We start from the raw sequence: 19,525 nt of genomic DNA on the forward strand, positions 1-19,525 counted from the left end.
ACCTGTCGGACGTCGTTGCACGTCATTCTCGAAAATACCGGAAGCAATTATGACCAGTTCGATCGACGGGGGCAGCGCTCCCATATCGGCACGACGCGCGCTCGCCCTGCTTATCATCCTCGCTGCCCAGCTCATGCTCTGCATGGATCTGCTGATCGTGGTCGTTGCGCTCCCGCGCATCGAACAGGATCTGGGCTTCACTCCGGCGGCTCTGACATGGGTCCTCAATGCGTTCGGTCTGGCCTTCGGCGGACTGCTCCTGCTGGGCGGCAGGCTTGGCGACATGATCGGACAGGTTCGCGCGTTTCGCACTGGGATCGTGATCTTCGTCGCAGCATCCCTTCTCGGCAGCCTTGCCCCGACTGCCGCGATCCTGGTGGTCGCGCGCGTCCTGCAGGGAATTGGCGCGGCATTGGCCGGCCCGAGCGTTCTGGCACTGGTGATGGTGACGGCGCGCGACGCCGACGAGCGTGCCAGCGGGCTGTCTCTCTTCATCGCCGTCTCGTCCATCGGCGCGTCGACCGGCTTGATCCTCGGCGGCGTCCTCACCGAATTCCTGTCGTGGCGCTGGTCGCTGCTCATCAACGTCCCTATCGGCGCCGTGGTCGTGACGGCGATCGGCAAGCTCGTCAAGGAAACCCATCCGAAGAAGGCCCACCTCGACGTCGGCGGCGCGCTGACCGCGACGCTTGGATCGGTCGCACTGGTCTATGGATTCATCGGCGCAGCCGATCACGGCTGGACGTCGGCGGGCACGATCGGATCCTTCGTCATTGCCGCGGCAATGATCGTCACTTTCTTCAGGATCGAGTGCAGGCACGCGGAGCCGCTTCTTGATCTTAACCTGGTTCGAAACCGGTCGCGTCTCGGCGGACTGGCCGTGATGGCGCTTATCGTCGGCGTGCATTTCGCCGTTCTCTTCATGCTGGTCCAGTATCTGCAGCGGGAATTGCACTACGCACCACTGGACGCAGGCCTTGCCTATCTGCCGTTGACGATGACCGTGTTCGTGATCAGCCATTTTGTGCCCCGGATGCTCGGGCGCTTCGGCCCGCGATCGCTGCTGGTTTCGGGAAGCGTTCTCGTGGCCGCAAGTCTTGTCGGCTTCGCATTCCTCGGACCGGACGACATCTTCTTTCCCTCGGTTGTTGTTCCACTTCTCGTCCATGCCGCGGGGATCGCTCTCGTTTTCGCACCGGGCACGGTCGCCATCATGGATGGCGTACCCGACGAACATGCTGGCTCGGCATCCGGGCTGCTGCAAATGGACCAGCAGATCGGCGGCGCGCTAGGTATCGCGGTGATAGCCTCGATCTACACCTTCGCCGTTGTTCCCGGAGAGTATACGTCCGGGCTGCCTGCAGCCTTTGGCAGCGGCGCTGCAATCGCACTGATCTCGGCGGTCGCTGCCTGGTTCTGCGTTCGCAATCCGAACGATACCGATCGCGTCGTCCATGATAGAAAACCGGACGAACCGCGCGCGACCGAGTGCGCCGGCTAAGGCGAGACAGCAACCGGGCTCCCGCCCGAGGGGTCTTCGGCCATACAAGGACATAAACGTGGACCAGCTATTGGCGATGCGCGTCTTCATCCGGATCGTCGACGCCGGATCGTTTGCAAAGGCCGCGGACTCACTCACCCTGCCCCGCTCGTCGGTCAGCAAGCTGCTGCAGGATCTCGAAGAGCATCTTGGGACGAAGCTCGTGGAGCGCAGCTCTCGGGCGCTGACGATCACGGCCGAGGGCGAGGCCTACCGTGACCAGGCCGTCGATCTTCTCGCCAACCTCGACGCGATGGACCTGTCGGCCAGATCTACGAGGTCGGTGCCCCGCGGCCGGTTGCGGGTGGATGTCGGCTCTTCTCTGGCCAACCTTGTGATCATTCCCGCCCTTCCTGATTTTCGACGACGGTACCCCGATATCGATCTGCTGCTCGGCGTGAACGATCGCCCGGTCGATCTGGTCGGCGACGCCGTCGATTGCGTGATCCGGGGCGGCGAGCTGTCGGACAGCTCACTGATTGCCCGCCGTCTATGCCATCTCCAGTACGTCACCTGCGCGACGCCGGAATACCTTGCTGAACACGGCACGCCCAGCCATCCGTCGGATCTCCACGGCGATCATGTCGCCGTCAGCTACTTCTTCCCGCAAACGGGCAGGATCCTGCCGCTGCAATTTGCCAGGGACGGCGACCCTGTCGAGATCGAACCGCGCTCGGCGGTCAGCGTCAGCGAAAGCACCGCCCTCACGGAGGCGCTTCTGGCCGGCCTCGGGATTGGCCAGGCGTTCAGCTTCAGCGCTCGGCCGCATCTGGAAACGGGCAGGCTCGTTTCCGTGCTCGAAGACTGGACGCCGCGATCCCATCCCCTGCATCTCGTCTATCCGGCCACCCGCCATCAGAGCGCCAAGCTTCGGGCTTTCGCGGATTGGGCCGTCGAAATCTTCTCCCGAATGGCATGACGCTTCTGCCGGTTGATCGTCCATACCAGTGGATCTTGCCTCCATGGCGGCGAGCTTCTGCCGCCCCTCACATGGGCCTACATCAGCGTCAGGATGTCGGCCTGAACTGTTCGGATCGACCGCTCCCAACCAAGGAGAACGACCATGTCGGACAGACTGGATGGAAAAATCGCCGTCATCACCGGCGGCACGACGGGCATTGGCCTGGCAACCGCAAAGGTCTTTGCGTCAGAAGGCGCCCATGTTTACATCACCGGCCGCCGCCTGGATGTGCTCAAGGCAGCACTCAAAGAGATCGGCGGCAACGTCACGGGCATCGTGGCGGACTCCACCAACAATGCCGATCTCGATCGTGTCATGGAGCAGGTCAAAACGGAAGCGGGTCGGATCGATGTCCTGTTCGCCAATGCGGGCGGCGGCGGCATGCTGCCGCTCGGTCAGGTCACGCAGGAGCACATCGACGGCATCTTCGGCCGCAATGTGACCTCGGTGATCTTCACCGTCCAGAAGGCGCTGCCCCTGCTCGCCAGTGGCGCGTCTGTCATCCTGACCGGGTCGAGCGCCAGCATCGAGGGGGCGGCCGCATTCAGCGTCTATTCGGCCTCAAAAGCGGCCGTCCGCAATCTGGCAAGAAGCTGGGTCCTCGATCTGAAGGAGGCCGGCATCCGCGTGAACGTGGTCAGCCCCGGCCCGATCCGCACGCCCTTCCTTCTGGACTTTGCAGGCGACGACCCGGCCCAACAGCAGGGAATGCTGGACTATCTCGGAACGCGGATCCCGCTCGGACGGGTTGGCGAGCCGGAGGAAATCGCCAAGGTGGCTCTGTTCCTGGCGTCCGACGATTCCAGCTTCGTCAACGGCGCTGAAATCTTCGCCGACGGCGGCCAGGCACAGGTCTGAATAGCTATGACGGCGGGAAAATTTCCCGCCGTCATTCATTGCCTTTGCTGAGGCCGTTTATACGACGGAGAGAACGGCGGGATCGCCCGACCGCCAGATGTTGTCGACCGTGTTGTATGTGATCACCCAGACGTCGCCGTTTCTCACCAGTTCGACGTCATACCGGTTTTTCATCAGGTAGTAACGCGAGGGGTCGCTGCGCGGCACGTGCTGGGCTTCGACGAGGACATCCATTCGTGCCGTATCACCGTCGATCGTCACCCGCGGATTGCTAACGGAATGCGTTGTGTCCAGGCTGGCGAGCGAGGTCGTCAGCGCCGAGACGATGATATCCCGGCCCTGTATGACCGGATACTCGAAGCCGGCCTTGGCAGCGGCGGGTCGGAAGTCGGAAACTGCGTCTTCCGCAAGCGCAGAGGACAGAAGCTTGCTGTCGCGAAGATCGATCCCGGCGGTGAAGCGATAGAGGGCTTCGACGACGGCCAGCCTGTCAGCGGCGTCCTGTGCGAACGATGGGGATGTGGTCATGAAGGTTCTCCTTGTCATGCCGGAGGCTCACGAAGTGCAAGCCTTCCCGGCATCGGCGCATGGGGCGCAGATAGTCGTGATCGATGGATTGTCGGTGAGGATGCTATTCGAGGTCGGCGTCGATGCGCTCGATCAGGCCGTCCGCGTTGACGACAATCTTCAGGACGCCGATCTCGTGGCCGAAATCGCCCGTGAAATCGAGGCGGATGGTGGCGTTGAAGTTGTCGGCTCTTTCGAGCGACAACAGCTTGCTCTTCGTGTGGTAGCCGACGAAGAACCGTTCGAGGTAATCGCGAACACCATCCCGGCCGACGAAGGCGTCGCCGACCGAAACGTCATCGATGACGGCATCCGAGGAGAACAGGTGCAGCGCCCCATATACGTCGAAGGCGTTGGCGGTGCGGATGAAGGCTTCGACGATCTTCTGCATGACGATTTCCTCAGAGATCGATGATCGTGGTGTCGGCGATGGTTTGCGCAAAACCGTTTCCAAACAGGCCAGCCGGGGTCTGGAAGCCGGGGCGCGCTTCACCTGCTAGAATACGGCGCCCGGCCTCAGCCGCGGCCATGGCCGTGAAGGTGTAGCCGTTGACGGTATCGAGGAGTGATTGGACGATCTGCCCCTGCGCGTCCGTGACCTCGACCAGCGCCTGGTAGCGGTTCGCCAGCCGTTCTTTCTCGCTCGGCCCGTCCGGGAGAGCCGAGAGATCGCCCTGCGGAAAGCCGTCGCCGGTGACATGCACGAAAGTCTCGATATGGGGAATACCCGTTGCCCGCCAGATCGTGATGAGGTCGGGAAGCGTCACCCGGAAGCAATCGACCGCGCCCTTGCCGAAGTCGAAGGTCTGAGTGTCGGCCTCCGCCGGGGTCAATGCGCCATGCACGCGCTTTAGAGTTTCGGCCGTCAAATTCTCGGTGGCGCTGATCGCCGACCCGCGCGAAAGACCACCGGCAACATGCAGTACGATCCTGATCTTGCGGGGATTGGCGACGCGACCGCCACCATGTCCGGCGAGGCTCCCGAGCATGGCAACACTGCCACCCCCGCCCGGCATCAGCATGACACCTGCGGCCTTGGCCTCGTCATCGAGCGCTTCGGCCAGTCGGTAGCTGTCGAGTTCGGCTGCCGTATCGAGATAGTGCACGCCATTGCGGATAGACGCCTTCATCAACGCATCGGCGGTGCGCATGAAAGGTCCAGCGCAGTTCAGGAGGACGGAGATACCGGCGAGGCCCGTGTCGATCGCCGTAGCGTCGTCGAGACCGAACGCGCGATACTCCATGCCAAGTTCGGAGGCGAGCTTTGCGAGGGTCGCTTCGCTGCGGCCTGCAAGAACGATTGGCGTGCCTGCCGCCTTCGCATGCTGTGCCGCCATGCGACCAGTATAGCCGGTCGCGCCGTAGATCATCAGTTTTGTCATGTTAGTGCTGCCATTCCTTGTAGACGAATTCGAGGCTGTAGCCGTCGGGGTCGCGCACCTGCGCGGCGTAGTAGCGAGGGTCGTAGTGAAGCTGCGGGCCAGGCGGATGGATTTGCGAGGCGCCCGCAGCCATCGCCGCGGCGAAGCCGGCATCGACCTGGGAGGCGTCGTTCGCGACAAAGCCGACATGGGCGGCGCGGCCTTCGACAATCCCCACCCGCAGCCAAAAGAACACCCGGCCGTTTGCGCCGAACCCCTTCAGGTCCGGATGACCAGGAGGGCCATCCTTTCCATCGTAGTCATGCGCGTGGACAATCCCGAGTGGAGCGAGCGCCGCTTCGTAGAAGGCGATCGACCGATCGATGTCGCTGACGGATAGGAAGACGTGATCGAGCATGGCGCTCTCCTTGTTCAGATGATGTAGCCGCCGGCGACTTCGATGTTCTGGGCATTGATCCAGCGGTTCTCGCTCGACAGCAGGCTGGCGACGACTTCGCCGATATCCTCCGGCTCGCCGACACGGCCGAGCGCTGTCTGTCCGGCAAGCATGGCTTCGAACTCGTCATTCAGGCCACCGCCCAGCTCCGTGCGGATCGCACCGGGGGCGATCGAGTTCGCCCGGATGCCACGACTGCCGAACTCCTTGGCCATGTAGCGGGTCAGGACTTCGAGACCACCTTTGAAGGCGGCATAGGGCGCGACGCCTGATGTCGCCACACGGGTGGTGGCGCTGGTGATGTTGATGATCTGGCCACCGTCGGCCATCAGCGGCAGCAGGATCTGGGTCAGGAAGAACGGACCCTTGAGATGGACATTGAACAGCCCGTCGAACTGCTCTTCGGTCACGGTGGCGATCGGATTGAACAGGCCGTGGCCGGCATTGTTGACGAGATAGTCAAAGTCGCTGCGGGCGAATACGGACTGCAGTGCCGCCGCGACGGCATCCCGGAATGCCGGGAACGAACTGATATCTCCGACGTCGAGCTTCAGCGCCACGGCCTTTCCGCCGCCCTGGGTGATCTCCGTCACGACCTCTTCGGCCTTGTCGGGGCTGCTGTTGTAGGTGACGATGACACCCATGCCTTTGCGGGCGCATTCGATGGCGGCGCTTGCTCCGAGGCCTCGGCTGCTGCCGGTGATGATGGCGATCTTCATGGGGTGTTCCTTCCGTGTCTGGTGTGACCTGAAGCTAGGCTGCCCTCACACACGGCGCTCACCCATTCCTCCCTGAAACTTGCCTATTTCTGCTTTGGCATTGCGGAGTGGTCTCCACCCTGTCAGGGTCACCGGCATGGAAAAGCAACTTCAGGAACTGCGCGCGCTGGCATCTTCGGCGGAAAACCGTCGGACCGACACAGGCATCCCCCGCGTCGCCATGGTGCAAGGAGAAATCCCGGAACACAGGCTGTCTGCCGTCTACGAGCCGATGATCAATCTGATTTTGACCGGATCCAAGACGATGACGGTCGGTGAGCGGACCTTCGCCTACGACCCTGCCACCTACTTCGTCATGTCGGTCGATCTGCCGGCCGTCGGCTCGGTGCATCCCTCGCCGACCGGAGAGCCATATCTGGCCGTCAGCCTGACGCTTCACCCGCCGACGGTCGCGGCGCTGATCGGCGACCTGCCCGTCCCGGTCTGCAGCAAGTTGTTCGGCTCCGGCTTCTCGATCGCGCCGGTCAACGAGGAGTTTCTTGACGCCTGGGTTCGCATGCTGCGGCTGATGGCGCGGCCGGACGAGATCGCCGTACTTGCGCCGGCTTATGAACGCGAGATCCTGTTTCGCGTGATGCAGGGGCCGCTGGGCTGGATGCTGCGCGACATCGCCGCTCCCGATGCGGCGCTGTCGCGGATCGGCGTCGCGATTCAGTGGATACGCGAAAACTTTGCAAAACCACTACGGGTCGAAGCGCTCGCCGAAATGGCAGCGTTGAGCGTTTCGGCGTTCCATCGCCATTTCAAGGCCGTCACGGCGCTCAGCCCGATCCAGTTTCAGAAGCAGGTCCGCCTGTTGCATGCACGAACGCTACTGATGGCCGGGGAAGGAAATGCGACCTCGGTGGCGTTCGGCGTTGGATATGAAAGCCCTAACCAGTTCAGCCGAGAATATGCCCGGCAGTTTGGGCTGCCACCCTCAAAGGATGTGGTGCGGCTGAAGAGCCAAGCCGCATAGCCTCGCATGCCCCATCACTATCCGGAGCAGGAAACATCTCGGGTTGGTCTTGAAACGATCTGATCACATGACCCCTCGTACTCGCGCGGTATAAGCCAGATATCATTCGATAGTGGCTGAGACTTTGCGGAACAAAGTGCGCTTGTGGAAAAGTAGATCACTCATGATCGCAGTTCTTGTTCGTCTTCCACCCTATACTCTACTTCAGGTCCGGGGACTTAATTATGGATATGGCCTCCGACTATACCGAGAAGCAAAAGCGCGACGCACATTTCAGTTCACAGGCGTCCCGAAGATATTCAGCGTGATGTTGAGGTATTGGAAGGTCGGTGATCACAACAAGGCTGAGGACCCTCGCCCTGCCCAGAATGACCGAGACGTCGCCAATCAACCGACTTGATTTGACGACATCCAGTGCTTTCAATTGAGGGCGGTGGTCTTCCGGCCATTACAATTCAGCATCACCTGATGCGAGCAGATAGACACCGCGAACCTCATGACGCCCATATGTGATGGCCGGACTGAAACCGTGCGACAATTTGTCTTGAAAGCCGTACGAAGAAGGTTATAAAGTGTACGCACAAGTACACTTTATAACCTTCTTCCCTCCTTGTTAGGGCGGGCTCACTCGAGAAAGACGTCATGCCACTGCTATCGACCTTCAACGCTCCATTGGGGCGACGAATTTTTGCGCCCATACTTTTCATCTACGGCCTGCTTATAGGGGGAGGTGGAGCCTACCTCGCATCCCTCGGCGGCTCGCCGTATTACCTGATCGCCGGAGCCTTGCTCGTCATAGCCGCTGTCGGCATTTTCCGGGCAAAAGCTTGGGGCTTCTGGATTTTCCTAGCGGTTCTGATCGGCACTATCGCATGGTCCCTTTATGAAGCGGGACTGGATTTCTGGCCGCTGGTGGCCAGGCTTTCAGCGGTTGTGATCGTTTCAATCCCCGCATTTCTGCTGGCAGCCTCTCTACCATCGCTAAACAAACAGCGTTTGGGTTGGTTTAGCGGCTCGGCCGTGATGGCGATCGTCGTAGTAGCGAGCGCAGTCAACATGTTCTTCCCGCACTCCGTGATCTACAATCCTCGCGGCGCTCAATCCGCTTCCGCCTCCTTGAAACCTGATGAGTTTGGAGACTGGAACGCCTATGGACGCACCACGGCCGGAACACGGTTTGCGCCCTTCAATCAAATCAACAAGGATAACGTCCAGGAACTGAAGGTTGCCTGGAGTTATCGTACCGGTGAAATGCCAGGCGCAGGCGCGGAATACCAGAACACGCCGTTGCAGGTCGGCAATTCCCTCTATGTGTGCACCCCTCTCAACCAGGTCATCGCTATTGACGCGGACACCGGCAAGGAGCGTTGGCGCTTCAATCCGCAGGTCGACAACAACGGGACATGGACGCGATGCCGTGGTGTCAGCCACTTCAATGCATCGGCTTCTCCTTCGAGCGGTGAGCAGGGGCCTTGCATCGACCGCATCGTTACCAGCACAACTGATGGGCGCCTCATCGCACTTGATGCGGCAACAGGGAAACTTTGCCCGAGTTTCGGAGACAATGGCAGTGCTGATCTGCGCGGTGGTCTGGGTGTCATAAAGAATGCCTACTACGTACCGACTTCTGCGCCGATGATCGCTGCCGGAAAGATTCTGGTCGGCGGATGGGTTTACGATAACCAGGAAACGAACGAACCTTCTGGCGTCCTTCGCGCATATGACGCGGTGACCGGCAAACTGACTTGGGCATGGGATATGGGGCAGCCCGATCTGCCAAACCCTCCACCTGCGGATCACCTCTATACTCGCGGCACCCCCAACGTTTGGAGTGCGCCTGCGTTCGACGAAAAGCTCGGTCTGGTCTATCTGCCGACAGGCAATGCAACGCCAGACTATTGGGGCGGACATCGTCGTGATTTCGACGACGCCTACAACTCTTCGGTTGTCGCAGTGGATATCGTAACTGGAAAGCCGAAATGGTCTTTCCAGACCACGCATCACGACCTGTGGGACTACGACGTACCGGCTCAGCCAGCGCTTTATGATATGCCTGACGGAAAGGGCGGGACGGTTCCAGCTTTGGTTCAGATCACCAAGCGAGGGCAGATTTTCGTCCTTGACCGACGCGATGGCACACCGATCAAGAAGGTAGAGGAACGTCCCGTTCCGCAGGGGCCTGCCCCTGGCGATAGACTTTCGCCAACCCAACCTTACTCCGTGGAAATGCCTTTGATCGGCCTTCCCCATCTGACAGAAGCGGATATGTGGGGCGCAACGCCATTCGATCAGTTGGCTTGCCGGATTGCCTTCAAGCAGCTGCGTTACGATGGGGACTTCACACCCCCGCGTCTGAATTCGACCAGCCTTCAGCATCCTGGAAACTTCGGAGGCATGAATTGGGGTAGTGCTGCGATCGACGAAGATCAGGGCCTTCTATTTGTTAACGACATCAGACTGCCGCTTACCGTTGAGCTGGTGGAGCCGCGTCCTGCGAACTCCGAGGCGGTCAAAGGCGGCCATGAGGGCAAGAACCTTTATTCCGCTCAGAATGGTACGCCGTTTGGCGTTGTAAATTCTCCTTTCATGTCACCTCTCGGGATCCCTTGCGTTCGACCGCCGTTTGGCACCATCTCGGCCGTCGACCTTCACAGCGGCAAGCTCGTATGGCAGCGTCCGGCTGGGACTGTTAGCGACACAGTGATGGCGGGGGTGAAAGTTGGTCTTCCGATTCCGCTCGGCATGCCGACCTTAGGCGGCCCAATGTCAACACGATCGGGTTTGGTTTTCTACGCCGGTACGCAGGACTATTATTTGCGCGCCTTCGACGAACGCGACGGAAGAGAACTTTGGAAGGCAAGGCTTCCAGTTGGCACGCAGGGCACACCAATGACTTACGTCTCGCCCACAACCGGCAAACAGTATGTTGTGATTGTTGCAGGCGGTGCGAGACAGTCGCCTGACCGCGGTGATTACGTGGTGGCGTTCGCATTGCCCTCGCAAAGGCAATGATCAGCTAATCCTCGACAAAACCCGAAACTCCCATCGCGTAGCAGTGGAAACGGTGGAGTTTCAGAAGATGTTCGCAGTGCCTCCGCTGCGAACATCCAAAACCGCGTGCCTGTATAGAAATCGAGCGGACAGCTCTATCCTCGCCGCGTTGGTTGGATTGTTATGAAGCAAACCGTCTCAAAGACAAAAGTGTCATCCGACTGGACCTCGTCCAGACCCATTGACTGTTAGCTCGTATTGAGCACGGAAGATGTTGCTGACGATTTCGACCGTGTACGTAATGCGATCCTGGTCAGGGCGAACTCGCAACACAGCTGCTTCACTCATTAGACGGAACACCAGGGCTCCCTGCACGACGTCCGCAAATGCGTCGATTTCCGCCTCGCTCATTCCGCCAGTCGGCAGATGGATGAACAGAAAATCACGAAAAACCTTCGAAACGGTTGCGAGACCTCGTTCGTACCAGATACGCCCGATTGCTGGAAACCGCGCACTGTTTCCCATGACAAGGCGATAGAACTGGAGCTGCCGATCCGAGAGCGCGAGTTCAACCAAAGCGAGCGCAAGCCGCCTGAAGCTCAGGTGGACGTCAGTGCCAGATAAATCGAGCGAGCGCAGGTCTCGTTCGTATCCAGCACAAATGTATTCTGTCACGGCCTCAAGAAGCGATTCCTTGTTCCCGAACTGGCGGTATAAAGTGACTTTTGACCCTCCTGTAACGGCGATGACGTCATCAAGCCGAAGATCGTCGTAGCCGTGCTCGAGGAAAAGGTTGGCCGCGACCTGCAAGAAAGCGTCAGTGCGTTTCTTTCCTTTCGGCGTAACCGGTCTGCCTGTATTCTCTCTTTTGGTGGCCAATTTATTCCCAATGCTCTTCGTCAAAGACCTGTGATCAGCTCACAGGTCGGTCCTCGCTTTACCCGACTGCTCCGAAGAACCCAAATCCCATGGCCCGGATTGTCGCACGTTTCAAGCGATATGCATGCGTACAGCGATCCCTCGTCAAGGATGAAAGCCCGAGTTGTCGAGCCGCGCCACTTGCACCAATGCATCAATCAGCACCCTAAGTTTCGGCTTGACATATCGCGACTGTGGCCAGACCACGTGGATCGGCATTTCAGCGCCTGCGTGCTGTTCGAGCACGGGGACAAGCGCGCCGCTCCTCAGATGCTCTCCGACCAGCCATGTCGGGAGCTGCGACAGGCCGCAGCCCGCCAGAACGGCGTCGACCATCGCCATTCCGTCGTTGAATTCGTGGCGACCTTTCACCTCCTGCATGAATGTTGAGCCATCTTTCGATTTCATCAGCCAGCTCATGCGTTGGTCCCTGCGGATGCCGCCGATGCAATCTCTCTCCAGGAGTTCAGCCTCATCGCGTGGAACACCGTTTTCGGCGAGATAGCTCGGCGACGCACAGATCACCAAGCGCTGTGACCCGAGGCGACGTGCCACCAGTCCGGTGTCGTCGCGCAGTTCCCCGATCCTGACGGCGACGTCGGTTCCCTCGGCAAAGATATCAACCAGCCGCTCCGAGAAGGTGACGGACAGATCCAGCCTCGGATGGAGCCGAGAAAGATCGAGCACGGTTGGCAGGACGTGCCGCCTGCCGAATGCTCCCGGTAGATCAATGCGCACCCTGCCGACAGGAACGCTCCGGCCGACGGCGATCGTGCCTTCTGCGCTTTCGAGCTCGTCGAGAACGTTCATGCAGGCCGCGAGATAGGCCTCGCCTTCGTTCGTCAGTGTCAGGCTCCGGGTCGTCCGGTGCAGTAGCTTCGTTCCAAGTCGTGCCTCGAGGCGAGAAACGCTCTTGCCGACCGCCGACGCGGTGATTCCAAGGGCAGCAGCGGCCGCCGAGAAGCTTCCGGCCCGGACAGTCTCCGCAAACTCTGTCAGGCCATCAAACCTGTTTCCGATGCTCATTACGGAATTCTACGATCAAATGAACGGAATGTGAAGCGTATTATAGTTGCGAAGAGATCGGAATATATCTGTCTGCGACACCAAGGAGTTTCGCCATGACAGTGAATTGGAATCTGGAGACCAAAGTCGGCGTAACCGTTGCGTCACCGATCCATCATCCGGGCAACCGCCGCCTCTTCGCCAGGAACCGCCTGACCGTCGGTCTGATCATGCCGCTGGAAACGCACCCCGACACCCCTGCCCCAACCATGCGCAACCATATCCAGATGGCGCAGAAAGCGGACGAGTCCGGTATTGGCGCGCTATGGATGCGCGACGTGCCGTTCTACGATCCGACCTACGGTGACACCGGCCAGGTCTTCGAGCCGCTGATTTATATCGCGACGCTCGCAGTCGCCACGAAGTCGATCGCGCTGGGCACGGCTGGAATCGTCCTGCCGCTTCGCGAACCAAAAATGCTGGCGAAGCAGGTAACCTCGCTCGATCACCTCTCAGGCGGCCGCATGCTGCTTGGCCTGTCGTCCGGCGATCGCCCTGCAGAATATCCGCTGTTCGGCATCGACTTCACCAGCAGAGGCGAGCGTTTTCGCGATGCCTACGAAGTCTACCGGACCATTACCGACGAGGACTTCCCGACCTTTCGGTCCGAACGCTTTGGCGTGGCGTATGGCCACGTCGATCTGCTTCCAAAACCGCCCTTCGACCGGACACCCTCGATCGCCATCGGTCGCGCGCAGCAATCCATCGAATGGATCGCCGAACATATGGACGGTTTCATTGCGCCCGCGCCGGCGGTCGAGAACCTGTCCGTCTTCGCCGGAGAATGGGCTAACCTCGTGCAATCCGTCCGTGGTGAGCAGACGTTTAAGCCGATCGGCATGGCGGGTTATCTCGATCTCGTCGAGGACCGGCACCACCCTTTCGAGCGAATGCGGGCAGGTTTCCGAACGGGATCTATCGCGCTCGCCGAATTCCTGGAAACGGCGCGGGCTGCAGGCGTCAATCACGCCGCGCTCAATCCGAAGGTCAGCCGCAGGCCCTACGATGAACTGATGGCTGACCTCGCGGAAAATGTCCTGCCGCATTTCCCTTCCATCGTCACGAATTCGAAAGAAGTATCATGACCTCCCTGTTCGAACCCTATGATCTCGCCGGACTTCGCTTGTCGAACCGGATCCTGATGGCGCCGATGACCCGCGCCCGTGCAATGAATGACACTCCCGATGAACTCACCGCTCTCTATTACAGTCAGCGTGCGGGGGCTGGGCTGATCGTTAGTGAAGGTGCGCCCATCTCGATCGAAGGGCGCGGGTACTTGTTCAATCCCGGCCTCTACACGCCTGAGCAGGCGAAAGGCTGGCGGACGGTGACCGATGCCGTTCATGCCGCTGGCGGCCGCATCTTCGCGCAGCTCTGGCATGTGGGCCGGGTGTCGCATACCTCGCTGCAGAAAGACGGCGCGGCTCCTGTCTCTTCGACATCTGCTCGTGCAGAGAACAGCAACGCCTTTACTTACGACGCGGATGGCAACCCCGCCAACGTACCCGCCAGCATGCCGAGAGCGATCGAAACGGCTGAGGTGGCGCGGGTCACCCAGGATTTCGTCAGAGCGGCGCGGATGGCGATCGATGCCGGCTTCGACGGCGTCGAGCTGCACGGCGCAAACGGTTATCTTTTCGATCAGTTCATCAATGGCGCAGTCAACGATCGCACCGACAAGTATGGCGGGTCGATCGACAACCGGCTGCGCTTCCTGCTGGAGACAATGGACGCCGTGTCAGACGCAGTCGGTGGAAACCGTGTTGGTGTCCGCATCTCGCCGTTCGGCCGCCTCTACGATATGCGGCCATTCGATGACGAGGCCGAAACCTGGCTTTGCCTGGCGGAAGAACTGAATTTCCGCAAACCAGCCTATGTGCATCTGAGCGACCAGCTCACCATGGGATTGCCGGGGATCCCGGATGGGTTTGCGGCCTCCTTCTGCGACGGTTTCCGCGGCACGTTGATCGCGGCCGGTGGCTTCGATCGAGAAAAGGGCGAAAAAGCGATCGCAGAAGGCCACCTGTCTCTGATCGCGATCGGCAAGGATTTCATATCCAACCCTGATCTCGTCGAGCGGATGAAGAACGGCTGGCCTTTGGCCGAACCCGATCGCGCCACCTTCTACGGCCAGTGGGGCGAGAAGGGTTACACGGACTATCCGAGCTACAAGCCAGGCAAGGACGCTCACGGTTACTAGAACCCTGACCGCCATCCAGTTCTCCCAATCTCACCATTCAGGAACGCCATGACCGACGACCGCATCCAGAAACTCCTCGACACTGAGGAGATCCGTAATCTCCGCACGCTCTACAGCCACTACCTCGACAGCGCCAATGTCGATGGCCTCGAAAACGTTTTCACGCAGGACGCCGTCGTCGAGGTGACGGTCGGCAGCATGCGCGGGCTGGAAGAAATCCGCGAAGGCCTCGGCGGTGCGATATCCCTGTTCGACCGGGACAAGCGCGGCAACTACCCGTTCCTGCACGCGGTCACCAACCACTGGGTCAAGATTACCGGACCGGATGTCGCCGAAGGTCGTTGCTACCTGATCGATTTTGAGACCGCCTCCAAGCCCGATCCCAATCCGCTTCTGCTGCTGGGTCTCTATTCCGACCAGTACCGCCGCGTCGACGGCGAGTGGCGGATCAGCCGCTCGCGGCTAGAAACGGTATGGCCGGAGCGTGGCGAAACTGTCTCCAGCTTCGACCCCGCTAATGCCATGACCCTCCCCGCTTAATAGAAACTCCAGGATCCGTTCCCATGACCGCACAAGCCCTCGCGGACCAGTCCGCTCCCGAATACGCGCTCGCCCACGAGGCGGGGATCATGACGATCGAGCGCATGGTGGCGGCCTTGCGGCACGATAGTGCGGTCAGCATGGGCATGCTTGCCGACAGCGCGGTGACCGCGACGACCAGCCATTCCGGCCTGTTGTTCGGACCCGAGGCTGTCGGCGGCATGTTTGGCCCATTCACCGACAGCCAGAAATTCGAACTCTACAGCACCAACATCTACTTGGCCGGCAGTCTGACGACAGCGCGGGCCAGCGGCTATCTCGCAGGGCATATCGATGCCGGATCGCGCCTATCCTTTGGTGCCATATTCGTCGTCGACATCATGCGACCAGATGATAGCGCCGACTGGACAATTGCCTCGCTCAAGGTTCAACTCACCTGGATCGAAGGGGACAGGTCTTTGCGACCGGACTGGACCTACCCCGTTCACGAGAAAGTCTGGGAGATCGGTGATCCGCTGCATGTCATCGTCAGTGAACTCGACGCCCCGTGGCACCTTTACCCCGGCAATCGTTTGCGGTCTGACCTAACCCGCGACGTCGAGGACACATACGCTCGATACAGCTGGGGTATTGACCAGTCGGATTTCGGCTTGCTGGTCAGTTCGTATGCCGAAGACGCCGCGGGGACGTTCAGCCCCATGGGACCTCTTAGTGGTCGCCACGCCATCATCGGCGTCCAGAAGGATTTCAGGCGGGCCTGGCCCTGGATGCAGCATTACGGCGAAGTTCTCGGCAGTCGCGTTGACGGAGACATGGCCGCGATGATCGTTGGGCGGATCATTCCTCAGGCCGGCAAGGATGCCGATGTATTCGGAGCCTACTATCCGTTGCGCCTTAGGCGAGATGGTACGCTCTGGAGGATCGTCTGGTTCGAATACCGGGCCGGCTGGTTTTCGAGCCGTGACATGGACATCGACGAACTTTTGGGACTGACCCTTTCAGGCAAAGGCGACAGGCCCGAGTAGCGGACCGCTGTCCGCACCCCGCCTCGCCAAAGCCCAACAGACAAGGAAAATTGTTATGCGACTGAGCATTCTTGATTACTCACCGGTAGACGAAGGTCTTCTTCCGAACGATGCTTTTACCGCAACCGTAAAACTGGCACAGCATGCGGAAGAAGCGGGCTTCCATCGCTACTGGGTGTCGGAACATCACGGCATGCCGGCCACTGCAAGCAACTCACCGGAAATCCTCATGGCGCGGATCGCATCCGCGACCGCACGAATCCGTGTCGGGTCCGGTGGTGTTCTCTTGCCGAACTACAGCAGCCTGAAGATTGCCGAGAACTACCAGCTTCTCGAAGCCCTATTCCCCAATCGTATCGACCTCGGGTTCGGCCGCGCTCCTGGAGCCGATCAGCGTATTACAGCCGCCTTGAATGACGAGAAGAGCAAGGAGCTTCCTTACGCTCGGAAGGTATCTGACCTGGTGGGCTTTTTGACGGGGCACCACGTGACTGGATCGCAATATTCGGGGATGCGAGCGCTTCCGCAGACTGTTAATAAACCTCGGCCGTTCGTACTTGGAGCATCCGGCGCGACCGCTGAGATAGCCGCTCAATCCGGGCTTGGATTCACTTTCGCACACTTCATCAATCCGAGCACGCGCGGCCCGAGTGCCGCAAATGCCTATCGCGCTGCCTTCCAGCCGACGGACTTCTCGGAGAAGCCAGATGTCGTCGTGGCGGTCTTCGTCGCTGTCGGAGAAACCGAGACGCAAGCCGAGGCCTATGCTGATGCGTTTCACCTATGGTTGTCCCATGCCGAAAGCGCATCGCCATTCGACAAGGTTCCCTCCCTTGAGACCACCCGGAACCACCAATGGATGCCGGGCGAGATCGGGGCCCGCCAACGAAATGAGGGTAGGCTCGTTTTCGGCACTGCTCCTCAAGTCGTTTCCCAGCTTCGGGAACTTGCCGAGGCGTATGGGACCGATGAGGTGATGATCAATCTCATGATGCCGGGCGAGCAGGCCCGACTGAACGCTGTCAGAGCACTCGCCGCGTCAATGTCCTCCTCCACCAAAGTTCTTCCAGAGAAGGTGCAGGCATGACCGACAGGATGACGGTGGCACAGCGCAACCATATCGCGCTTCATCTCGCCCATCGATGGTTCGCCTTTCTTGAGGCTCCAGGCGGAAGTCTGGAATCTCATCTGAAAATGTTTCATCCGCTCGTGCGTCTCTCGGGACATCGCGGAACTCATCTGTTCGCAACGGACCATAATAGCCTCATCGCGTGGTTCAAAGCGATCCCGGACGAGGTCAGTTCGCACCACATCGTTCATTCCAGTTACTCGGATGACAACAATGGTGAAGGACTGCTGAGCATGGTGGTCGCTTATCAAGCTCCGAGCACTTCAGGCATTCACGGCTCGATTATCGCTTACGAAACCCGGATCGAGTTCGCGCCCGAAGGACCGAGATTCATTGCTGTCGACAAGACGCCTATCCTCCCAAACACGAAGTCTGAGTACGAGACGTCCTGGGCGACGAACCGTGTACTTTCCCGCGTCCACGCCGACCTTGCTGGTCTTGAGGGAGCGGGAGCGGACCGTCGTCTGATCTCTACATTGGGAAGCGATATGCAGAAGGTCTCTGCTTTGACATCTGCTCCAGAGGGTAGCAGCGCCTACGAGGCGATTGTCACCGCGATGAGCGATAGCACACAGAGCTCCCGTGTCGTGCGCCTTACGATAAGGGACTGCGTGGGCGATGTTTTCCCGACAATCGAAGTCATCGAGAGTGCCCTCCCTCCTTTTAGCCGGATTGAGGTGGAAATCGGTGATGAAATATTTTCTTAAAGGGGGCGCCGGTTAGGAGCGCGACACAACGGCTTTCGCTCGTAAACATTAAGCAGTTCGGTACGTCGGAATTTTACGCGTTGGCCGACCGATGCAAAGAAAACAAGTTTGACGGCAAGAAAAGCAATTCTCGAAAGCGAAAAGTGCGATGCAAGAAATTACACAGAACCTTTCTTCCAATAGGTCGGTCATTATCACCGGAAGCAGCAGAGGCATCGGCCTCGCCATAGCGAGGGCGTTTCTTGATGCCGGAGAGAATGTTGTCATCTCCGGAATTGATGCTGATGAAGTGGAGAACGCCCGCAGATCATTATCAGACATCTTTGGCACCGAGCGCGTAGAGAGCCTTACAGGTGACGTTGCCAAGGGAGACTACGCATCCGCTCTCGTGGAAAAAGCCCTCTCTCGATTTGGTCGCCTCGATACCGTTGTCTGCAATGCGGGCATTGATGTGATCAAGCCAGCGATCGACTACACAGAAACAGAGTGGGATCGTGTCCTTGCCATCAATCTTCGAGGTGCTTTCCTGCCCGCCCAAGCCGCAGCACGATATTGGATCAAAGCCGGGCTCACTGGCTCGATCATCATGACGTCGAGCATAGCATCGCGGTGCGGGGTTGCAGGTCTGACACCATACGGGGCAAGCAAGGGTGGGATCGACCAGCTTGTTCGTAATTTGGCGGTTGAGTGGGCGGCGTTAGGAATTCGTGTGAACGCTGTGGCACCAGGGTATGTCAACAACATCATGGCGGGCGTCACCGTGCACGCCGATCCAAAATCGGAAGAGCGTATCAAGACATTTACCCCACTCGGTCGCCGCGCTGAAGTACAGGAGATCGCCGCGCCATTCGTATTCCTTGCATCGGAGGCCGCGTCATACATCACCGGAGCAATCCTCCCGGTGGACGGCGGCTACTCCGCTCAATAGTTCCCCTGGCAGGCAGAGATAAGGAGGAGGATCACAGTCTTCAGACACATGAAATGAAACTGAAAATCGGGTCGAACCGGCTCCGGAAGCCAGAAGTCACGAGCACCGCGAAATCTGCTTCAGGATCGATCGGAGATATTGGCTCAGATTACGGCGATCGGGCGCGAACACCCAGATATTGGGGTCAAGAAGATCGCTCCGAAAGTCTCAAGCTTTGCACGAAGATCAGCCGTTGGTTCTCCGTAGACATAAAGCTTTTCGATGTTCGCCAGCTTGAGGAAGCGTTCAGCATGGGGACCAAAGGTGGCCTCTATATGGGATAGCACGGCATCGGTGAGATATCGCTCAACGATGTGGACAGTTCGCCCGTCTTCACCGAGGGAATATTCATAGATCAGTGTACCCGGCTCTTTATTCGAGGCCGCAATGGTAATCCCCCCGGCAATTAACGGACTTCAAAAGTAGAATTTTCTCGGGCTTTATGATCGAGGAGATTTTGATGAAGACGAGCAGATTCAGTGAACCACAAATCCTTGCCATC

At 59.4% G+C, this 19,525-nt stretch carries 19 protein-coding genes; 12 read left to right on the forward strand and 7 right to left on the reverse strand.

The window, feature by feature from the left end; genetic code table 11:
* The first annotated feature begins 49 nt into the window (after window positions 1–49).
* The 3 genes from EDF70_RS27830 to EDF70_RS27840 all read left to right on the forward strand — a co-directional run bounded on the left by EDF70_RS27830 (window position 50) and on the right by EDF70_RS27840 (window position 3,359).
* Complete coding sequence (locus EDF70_RS27830; RefSeq protein WP_132280926.1) at window positions 50–1,501, forward strand: MFS transporter; 1,452 nt, start codon at window positions 50–52, stop codon at window positions 1,499–1,501.
* Window positions 1,502–1,559: 58 nt separating this feature from the next.
* Window positions 1,560–2,459 (forward strand): LysR family transcriptional regulator, encoded by a 900-nt coding sequence (locus EDF70_RS27835; RefSeq protein WP_132280929.1) that lies wholly within the window; start codon window positions 1,560–1,562, stop codon window positions 2,457–2,459.
* A 144-nt stretch (window positions 2,460–2,603) separates the two neighbouring features.
* Window positions 2,604–3,359: an SDR family oxidoreductase gene (locus EDF70_RS27840; RefSeq protein WP_132280932.1), complete on the forward strand. Its 756-nt coding sequence runs from the start codon at window positions 2,604–2,606 to the stop codon at window positions 3,357–3,359.
* A gap of 57 nt (window positions 3,360–3,416) precedes the next feature.
* Here EDF70_RS27840 and EDF70_RS27845 read toward each other — a convergent pair whose 3' ends face one another.
* The 5 genes from EDF70_RS27845 to EDF70_RS27865 all read right to left on the reverse strand — a co-directional run bounded on the left by EDF70_RS27845 (window position 3,417) and on the right by EDF70_RS27865 (window position 6,463).
* Window positions 3,417–3,887, reverse strand: a complete 471-nt coding sequence (locus EDF70_RS27845) for a nuclear transport factor 2 family protein (RefSeq protein ID WP_132280935.1) — start codon at window positions 3,885–3,887, stop codon at window positions 3,417–3,419.
* 103 nt (window positions 3,888–3,990) lie between these two features.
* Window positions 3,991–4,317 (reverse strand): nuclear transport factor 2 family protein, encoded by a 327-nt coding sequence (locus EDF70_RS27850; protein WP_132280938.1) that lies wholly within the window; start codon window positions 4,315–4,317, stop codon window positions 3,991–3,993.
* Between the two features lie 10 nt (window positions 4,318–4,327).
* Window positions 4,328–5,308 carry a saccharopine dehydrogenase NADP-binding domain-containing protein gene (locus tag EDF70_RS27855; RefSeq protein WP_132280941.1) on the reverse strand — a complete coding sequence of 327 codons (981 nt, stop codon included), beginning with the start codon at window positions 5,306–5,308 and terminating at the stop codon, window positions 4,328–4,330.
* A 1-nt stretch (window position 5,309) separates the two neighbouring features.
* A complete protein-coding gene (locus EDF70_RS27860) occupies window positions 5,310–5,705 on the reverse strand; it encodes a VOC family protein (RefSeq protein WP_132280944.1) in 396 nt (131 codons plus the stop codon).
* Window positions 5,706–5,719: 14 nt separating this feature from the next.
* Window positions 5,720–6,463 carry an SDR family oxidoreductase gene (locus tag EDF70_RS27865; protein WP_132280947.1) on the reverse strand — a complete coding sequence of 248 codons (744 nt, stop codon included), beginning with the start codon at window positions 6,461–6,463 and terminating at the stop codon, window positions 5,720–5,722.
* A gap of 136 nt (window positions 6,464–6,599) precedes the next feature.
* Between EDF70_RS27865 and EDF70_RS27870 the strand changes: the two genes are divergently transcribed.
* Window positions 6,600–7,481 (forward strand): AraC family transcriptional regulator, encoded by an 882-nt coding sequence (locus EDF70_RS27870; RefSeq protein ID WP_132280950.1) that lies wholly within the window; start codon window positions 6,600–6,602, stop codon window positions 7,479–7,481.
* Between the two features lie 642 nt (window positions 7,482–8,123).
* Complete coding sequence (locus tag EDF70_RS27875) at window positions 8,124–10,493, forward strand: membrane-bound PQQ-dependent dehydrogenase, glucose/quinate/shikimate family (RefSeq protein ID WP_132280953.1); 2,370 nt, start codon at window positions 8,124–8,126, stop codon at window positions 10,491–10,493.
* Between the two features lie 192 nt (window positions 10,494–10,685).
* Here EDF70_RS27875 and EDF70_RS27880 read toward each other — a convergent pair whose 3' ends face one another.
* The gene (locus tag EDF70_RS27880; protein ID WP_165932166.1) at window positions 10,686–11,351 is read right to left on the reverse strand and encodes a TetR/AcrR family transcriptional regulator; all 666 of its coding nucleotides are present in this window, start codon (window positions 11,349–11,351) and stop codon (window positions 10,686–10,688) included.
* 144 nt (window positions 11,352–11,495) lie between these two features.
* Entirely contained in the window at window positions 11,496–12,416 is a 921-nt protein-coding gene (locus EDF70_RS27885) for a LysR family transcriptional regulator (RefSeq protein WP_132280959.1), read from the reverse strand.
* A 95-nt stretch (window positions 12,417–12,511) separates the two neighbouring features.
* Between EDF70_RS27885 and EDF70_RS27890 the strand changes: the two genes are divergently transcribed.
* From EDF70_RS27890 to EDF70_RS27920, 7 genes are all read left to right on the forward strand, one after another.
* Window positions 12,512–13,540, forward strand: a complete 1,029-nt coding sequence (locus tag EDF70_RS27890; RefSeq protein WP_132280962.1) for an LLM class oxidoreductase — start codon at window positions 12,512–12,514, stop codon at window positions 13,538–13,540.
* Window positions 13,537–14,655, forward strand: a complete 1,119-nt coding sequence (locus EDF70_RS27895) for an alkene reductase (protein WP_132280965.1) — start codon at window positions 13,537–13,539, stop codon at window positions 14,653–14,655. The genes EDF70_RS27890 and EDF70_RS27895 overlap by 4 nt, the downstream gene beginning before the upstream one ends.
* 48 nt (window positions 14,656–14,703) lie before the next feature.
* Window positions 14,704–15,195 carry a nuclear transport factor 2 family protein gene (locus EDF70_RS27900; RefSeq protein ID WP_132280968.1) on the forward strand — a complete coding sequence of 164 codons (492 nt, stop codon included), beginning with the start codon at window positions 14,704–14,706 and terminating at the stop codon, window positions 15,193–15,195.
* Window positions 15,196–15,218: 23 nt separating this feature from the next.
* Window positions 15,219–16,220, forward strand: coding sequence for a nuclear transport factor 2 family protein (locus EDF70_RS27905; protein WP_132280971.1), 1,002 nt, complete (start codon window positions 15,219–15,221; stop codon window positions 16,218–16,220).
* A 55-nt stretch (window positions 16,221–16,275) separates the two neighbouring features.
* Entirely contained in the window at window positions 16,276–17,307 is a 1,032-nt protein-coding gene (locus tag EDF70_RS27910) for an MsnO8 family LLM class oxidoreductase (RefSeq protein WP_132280974.1), read from the forward strand.
* Window positions 17,304–18,056 (forward strand): hypothetical protein, encoded by a 753-nt coding sequence (locus EDF70_RS27915; RefSeq protein WP_132280977.1) that lies wholly within the window; start codon window positions 17,304–17,306, stop codon window positions 18,054–18,056. The genes EDF70_RS27910 and EDF70_RS27915 overlap by 4 nt, the downstream gene beginning before the upstream one ends.
* 148 nt (window positions 18,057–18,204) lie before the next feature.
* Window positions 18,205–18,984: an SDR family NAD(P)-dependent oxidoreductase gene (locus EDF70_RS27920; RefSeq protein ID WP_207908347.1), complete on the forward strand. Its 780-nt coding sequence runs from the start codon at window positions 18,205–18,207 to the stop codon at window positions 18,982–18,984.
* Window positions 18,985–19,525 lie beyond the last annotated feature (541 nt).

It is taken from the genome of Neorhizobium sp. JUb45 (assembly GCF_004343585.1).
Taxonomy (GTDB): Bacteria; Pseudomonadota; Alphaproteobacteria; order Rhizobiales; family Rhizobiaceae; genus Neorhizobium.

Excerpts from the sequence above, each read along its gene's own strand:
- EDF70_RS27900 (WP_132280968.1), top strand. The coding sequence starts at position 14,704 with ATGACCGACGACCGCATCCAGAAACTCCTCGACACTGAGGAGATCCGT.
- EDF70_RS27855 (WP_132280941.1), bottom strand. The coding sequence starts at position 5,308 with ATGACAAAACTGATGATCTACGGCGCGACCGGCTATACTGGTCGCATG.
- EDF70_RS27905 (WP_132280971.1), top strand. The coding sequence starts at position 15,219 with ATGACCGCACAAGCCCTCGCGGACCAGTCCGCTCCCGAATACGCGCTC.
- EDF70_RS27845 (WP_132280935.1), bottom strand. The coding sequence starts at position 3,887 with ATGACCACATCCCCATCGTTCGCACAGGACGCCGCTGACAGGCTGGCC.
- EDF70_RS27920 (WP_207908347.1), top strand. The coding sequence starts at position 18,205 with ATGCAAGAAATTACACAGAACCTTTCTTCCAATAGGTCGGTCATTATC.
- EDF70_RS27910 (WP_132280974.1), top strand. The coding sequence starts at position 16,276 with ATGCGACTGAGCATTCTTGATTACTCACCGGTAGACGAAGGTCTTCTT.
- EDF70_RS27850 (WP_132280938.1), bottom strand. The coding sequence starts at position 4,317 with ATGCAGAAGATCGTCGAAGCCTTCATCCGCACCGCCAACGCCTTCGAC.
- EDF70_RS27865 (WP_132280947.1), bottom strand. The coding sequence starts at position 6,463 with ATGAAGATCGCCATCATCACCGGCAGCAGCCGAGGCCTCGGAGCAAGC.
- EDF70_RS27915 (WP_132280977.1), top strand. The coding sequence starts at position 17,304 with ATGACCGACAGGATGACGGTGGCACAGCGCAACCATATCGCGCTTCAT.
- EDF70_RS27875 (WP_132280953.1), top strand. The coding sequence starts at position 8,124 with ATGCCACTGCTATCGACCTTCAACGCTCCATTGGGGCGACGAATTTTT.
- EDF70_RS27885 (WP_132280959.1), bottom strand. The coding sequence starts at position 12,416 with ATGAGCATCGGAAACAGGTTTGATGGCCTGACAGAGTTTGCGGAGACT.
- EDF70_RS27830 (WP_132280926.1), top strand. The coding sequence starts at position 50 with ATGACCAGTTCGATCGACGGGGGCAGCGCTCCCATATCGGCACGACGC.
- EDF70_RS27840 (WP_132280932.1), top strand. The coding sequence starts at position 2,604 with ATGTCGGACAGACTGGATGGAAAAATCGCCGTCATCACCGGCGGCACG.
- EDF70_RS27860 (WP_132280944.1), bottom strand. The coding sequence starts at position 5,705 with ATGCTCGATCACGTCTTCCTATCCGTCAGCGACATCGATCGGTCGATC.
- EDF70_RS27870 (WP_132280950.1), top strand. The coding sequence starts at position 6,600 with ATGGAAAAGCAACTTCAGGAACTGCGCGCGCTGGCATCTTCGGCGGAA.
- EDF70_RS27890 (WP_132280962.1), top strand. The coding sequence starts at position 12,512 with ATGACAGTGAATTGGAATCTGGAGACCAAAGTCGGCGTAACCGTTGCG.
- EDF70_RS27895 (WP_132280965.1), top strand. The coding sequence starts at position 13,537 with ATGACCTCCCTGTTCGAACCCTATGATCTCGCCGGACTTCGCTTGTCG.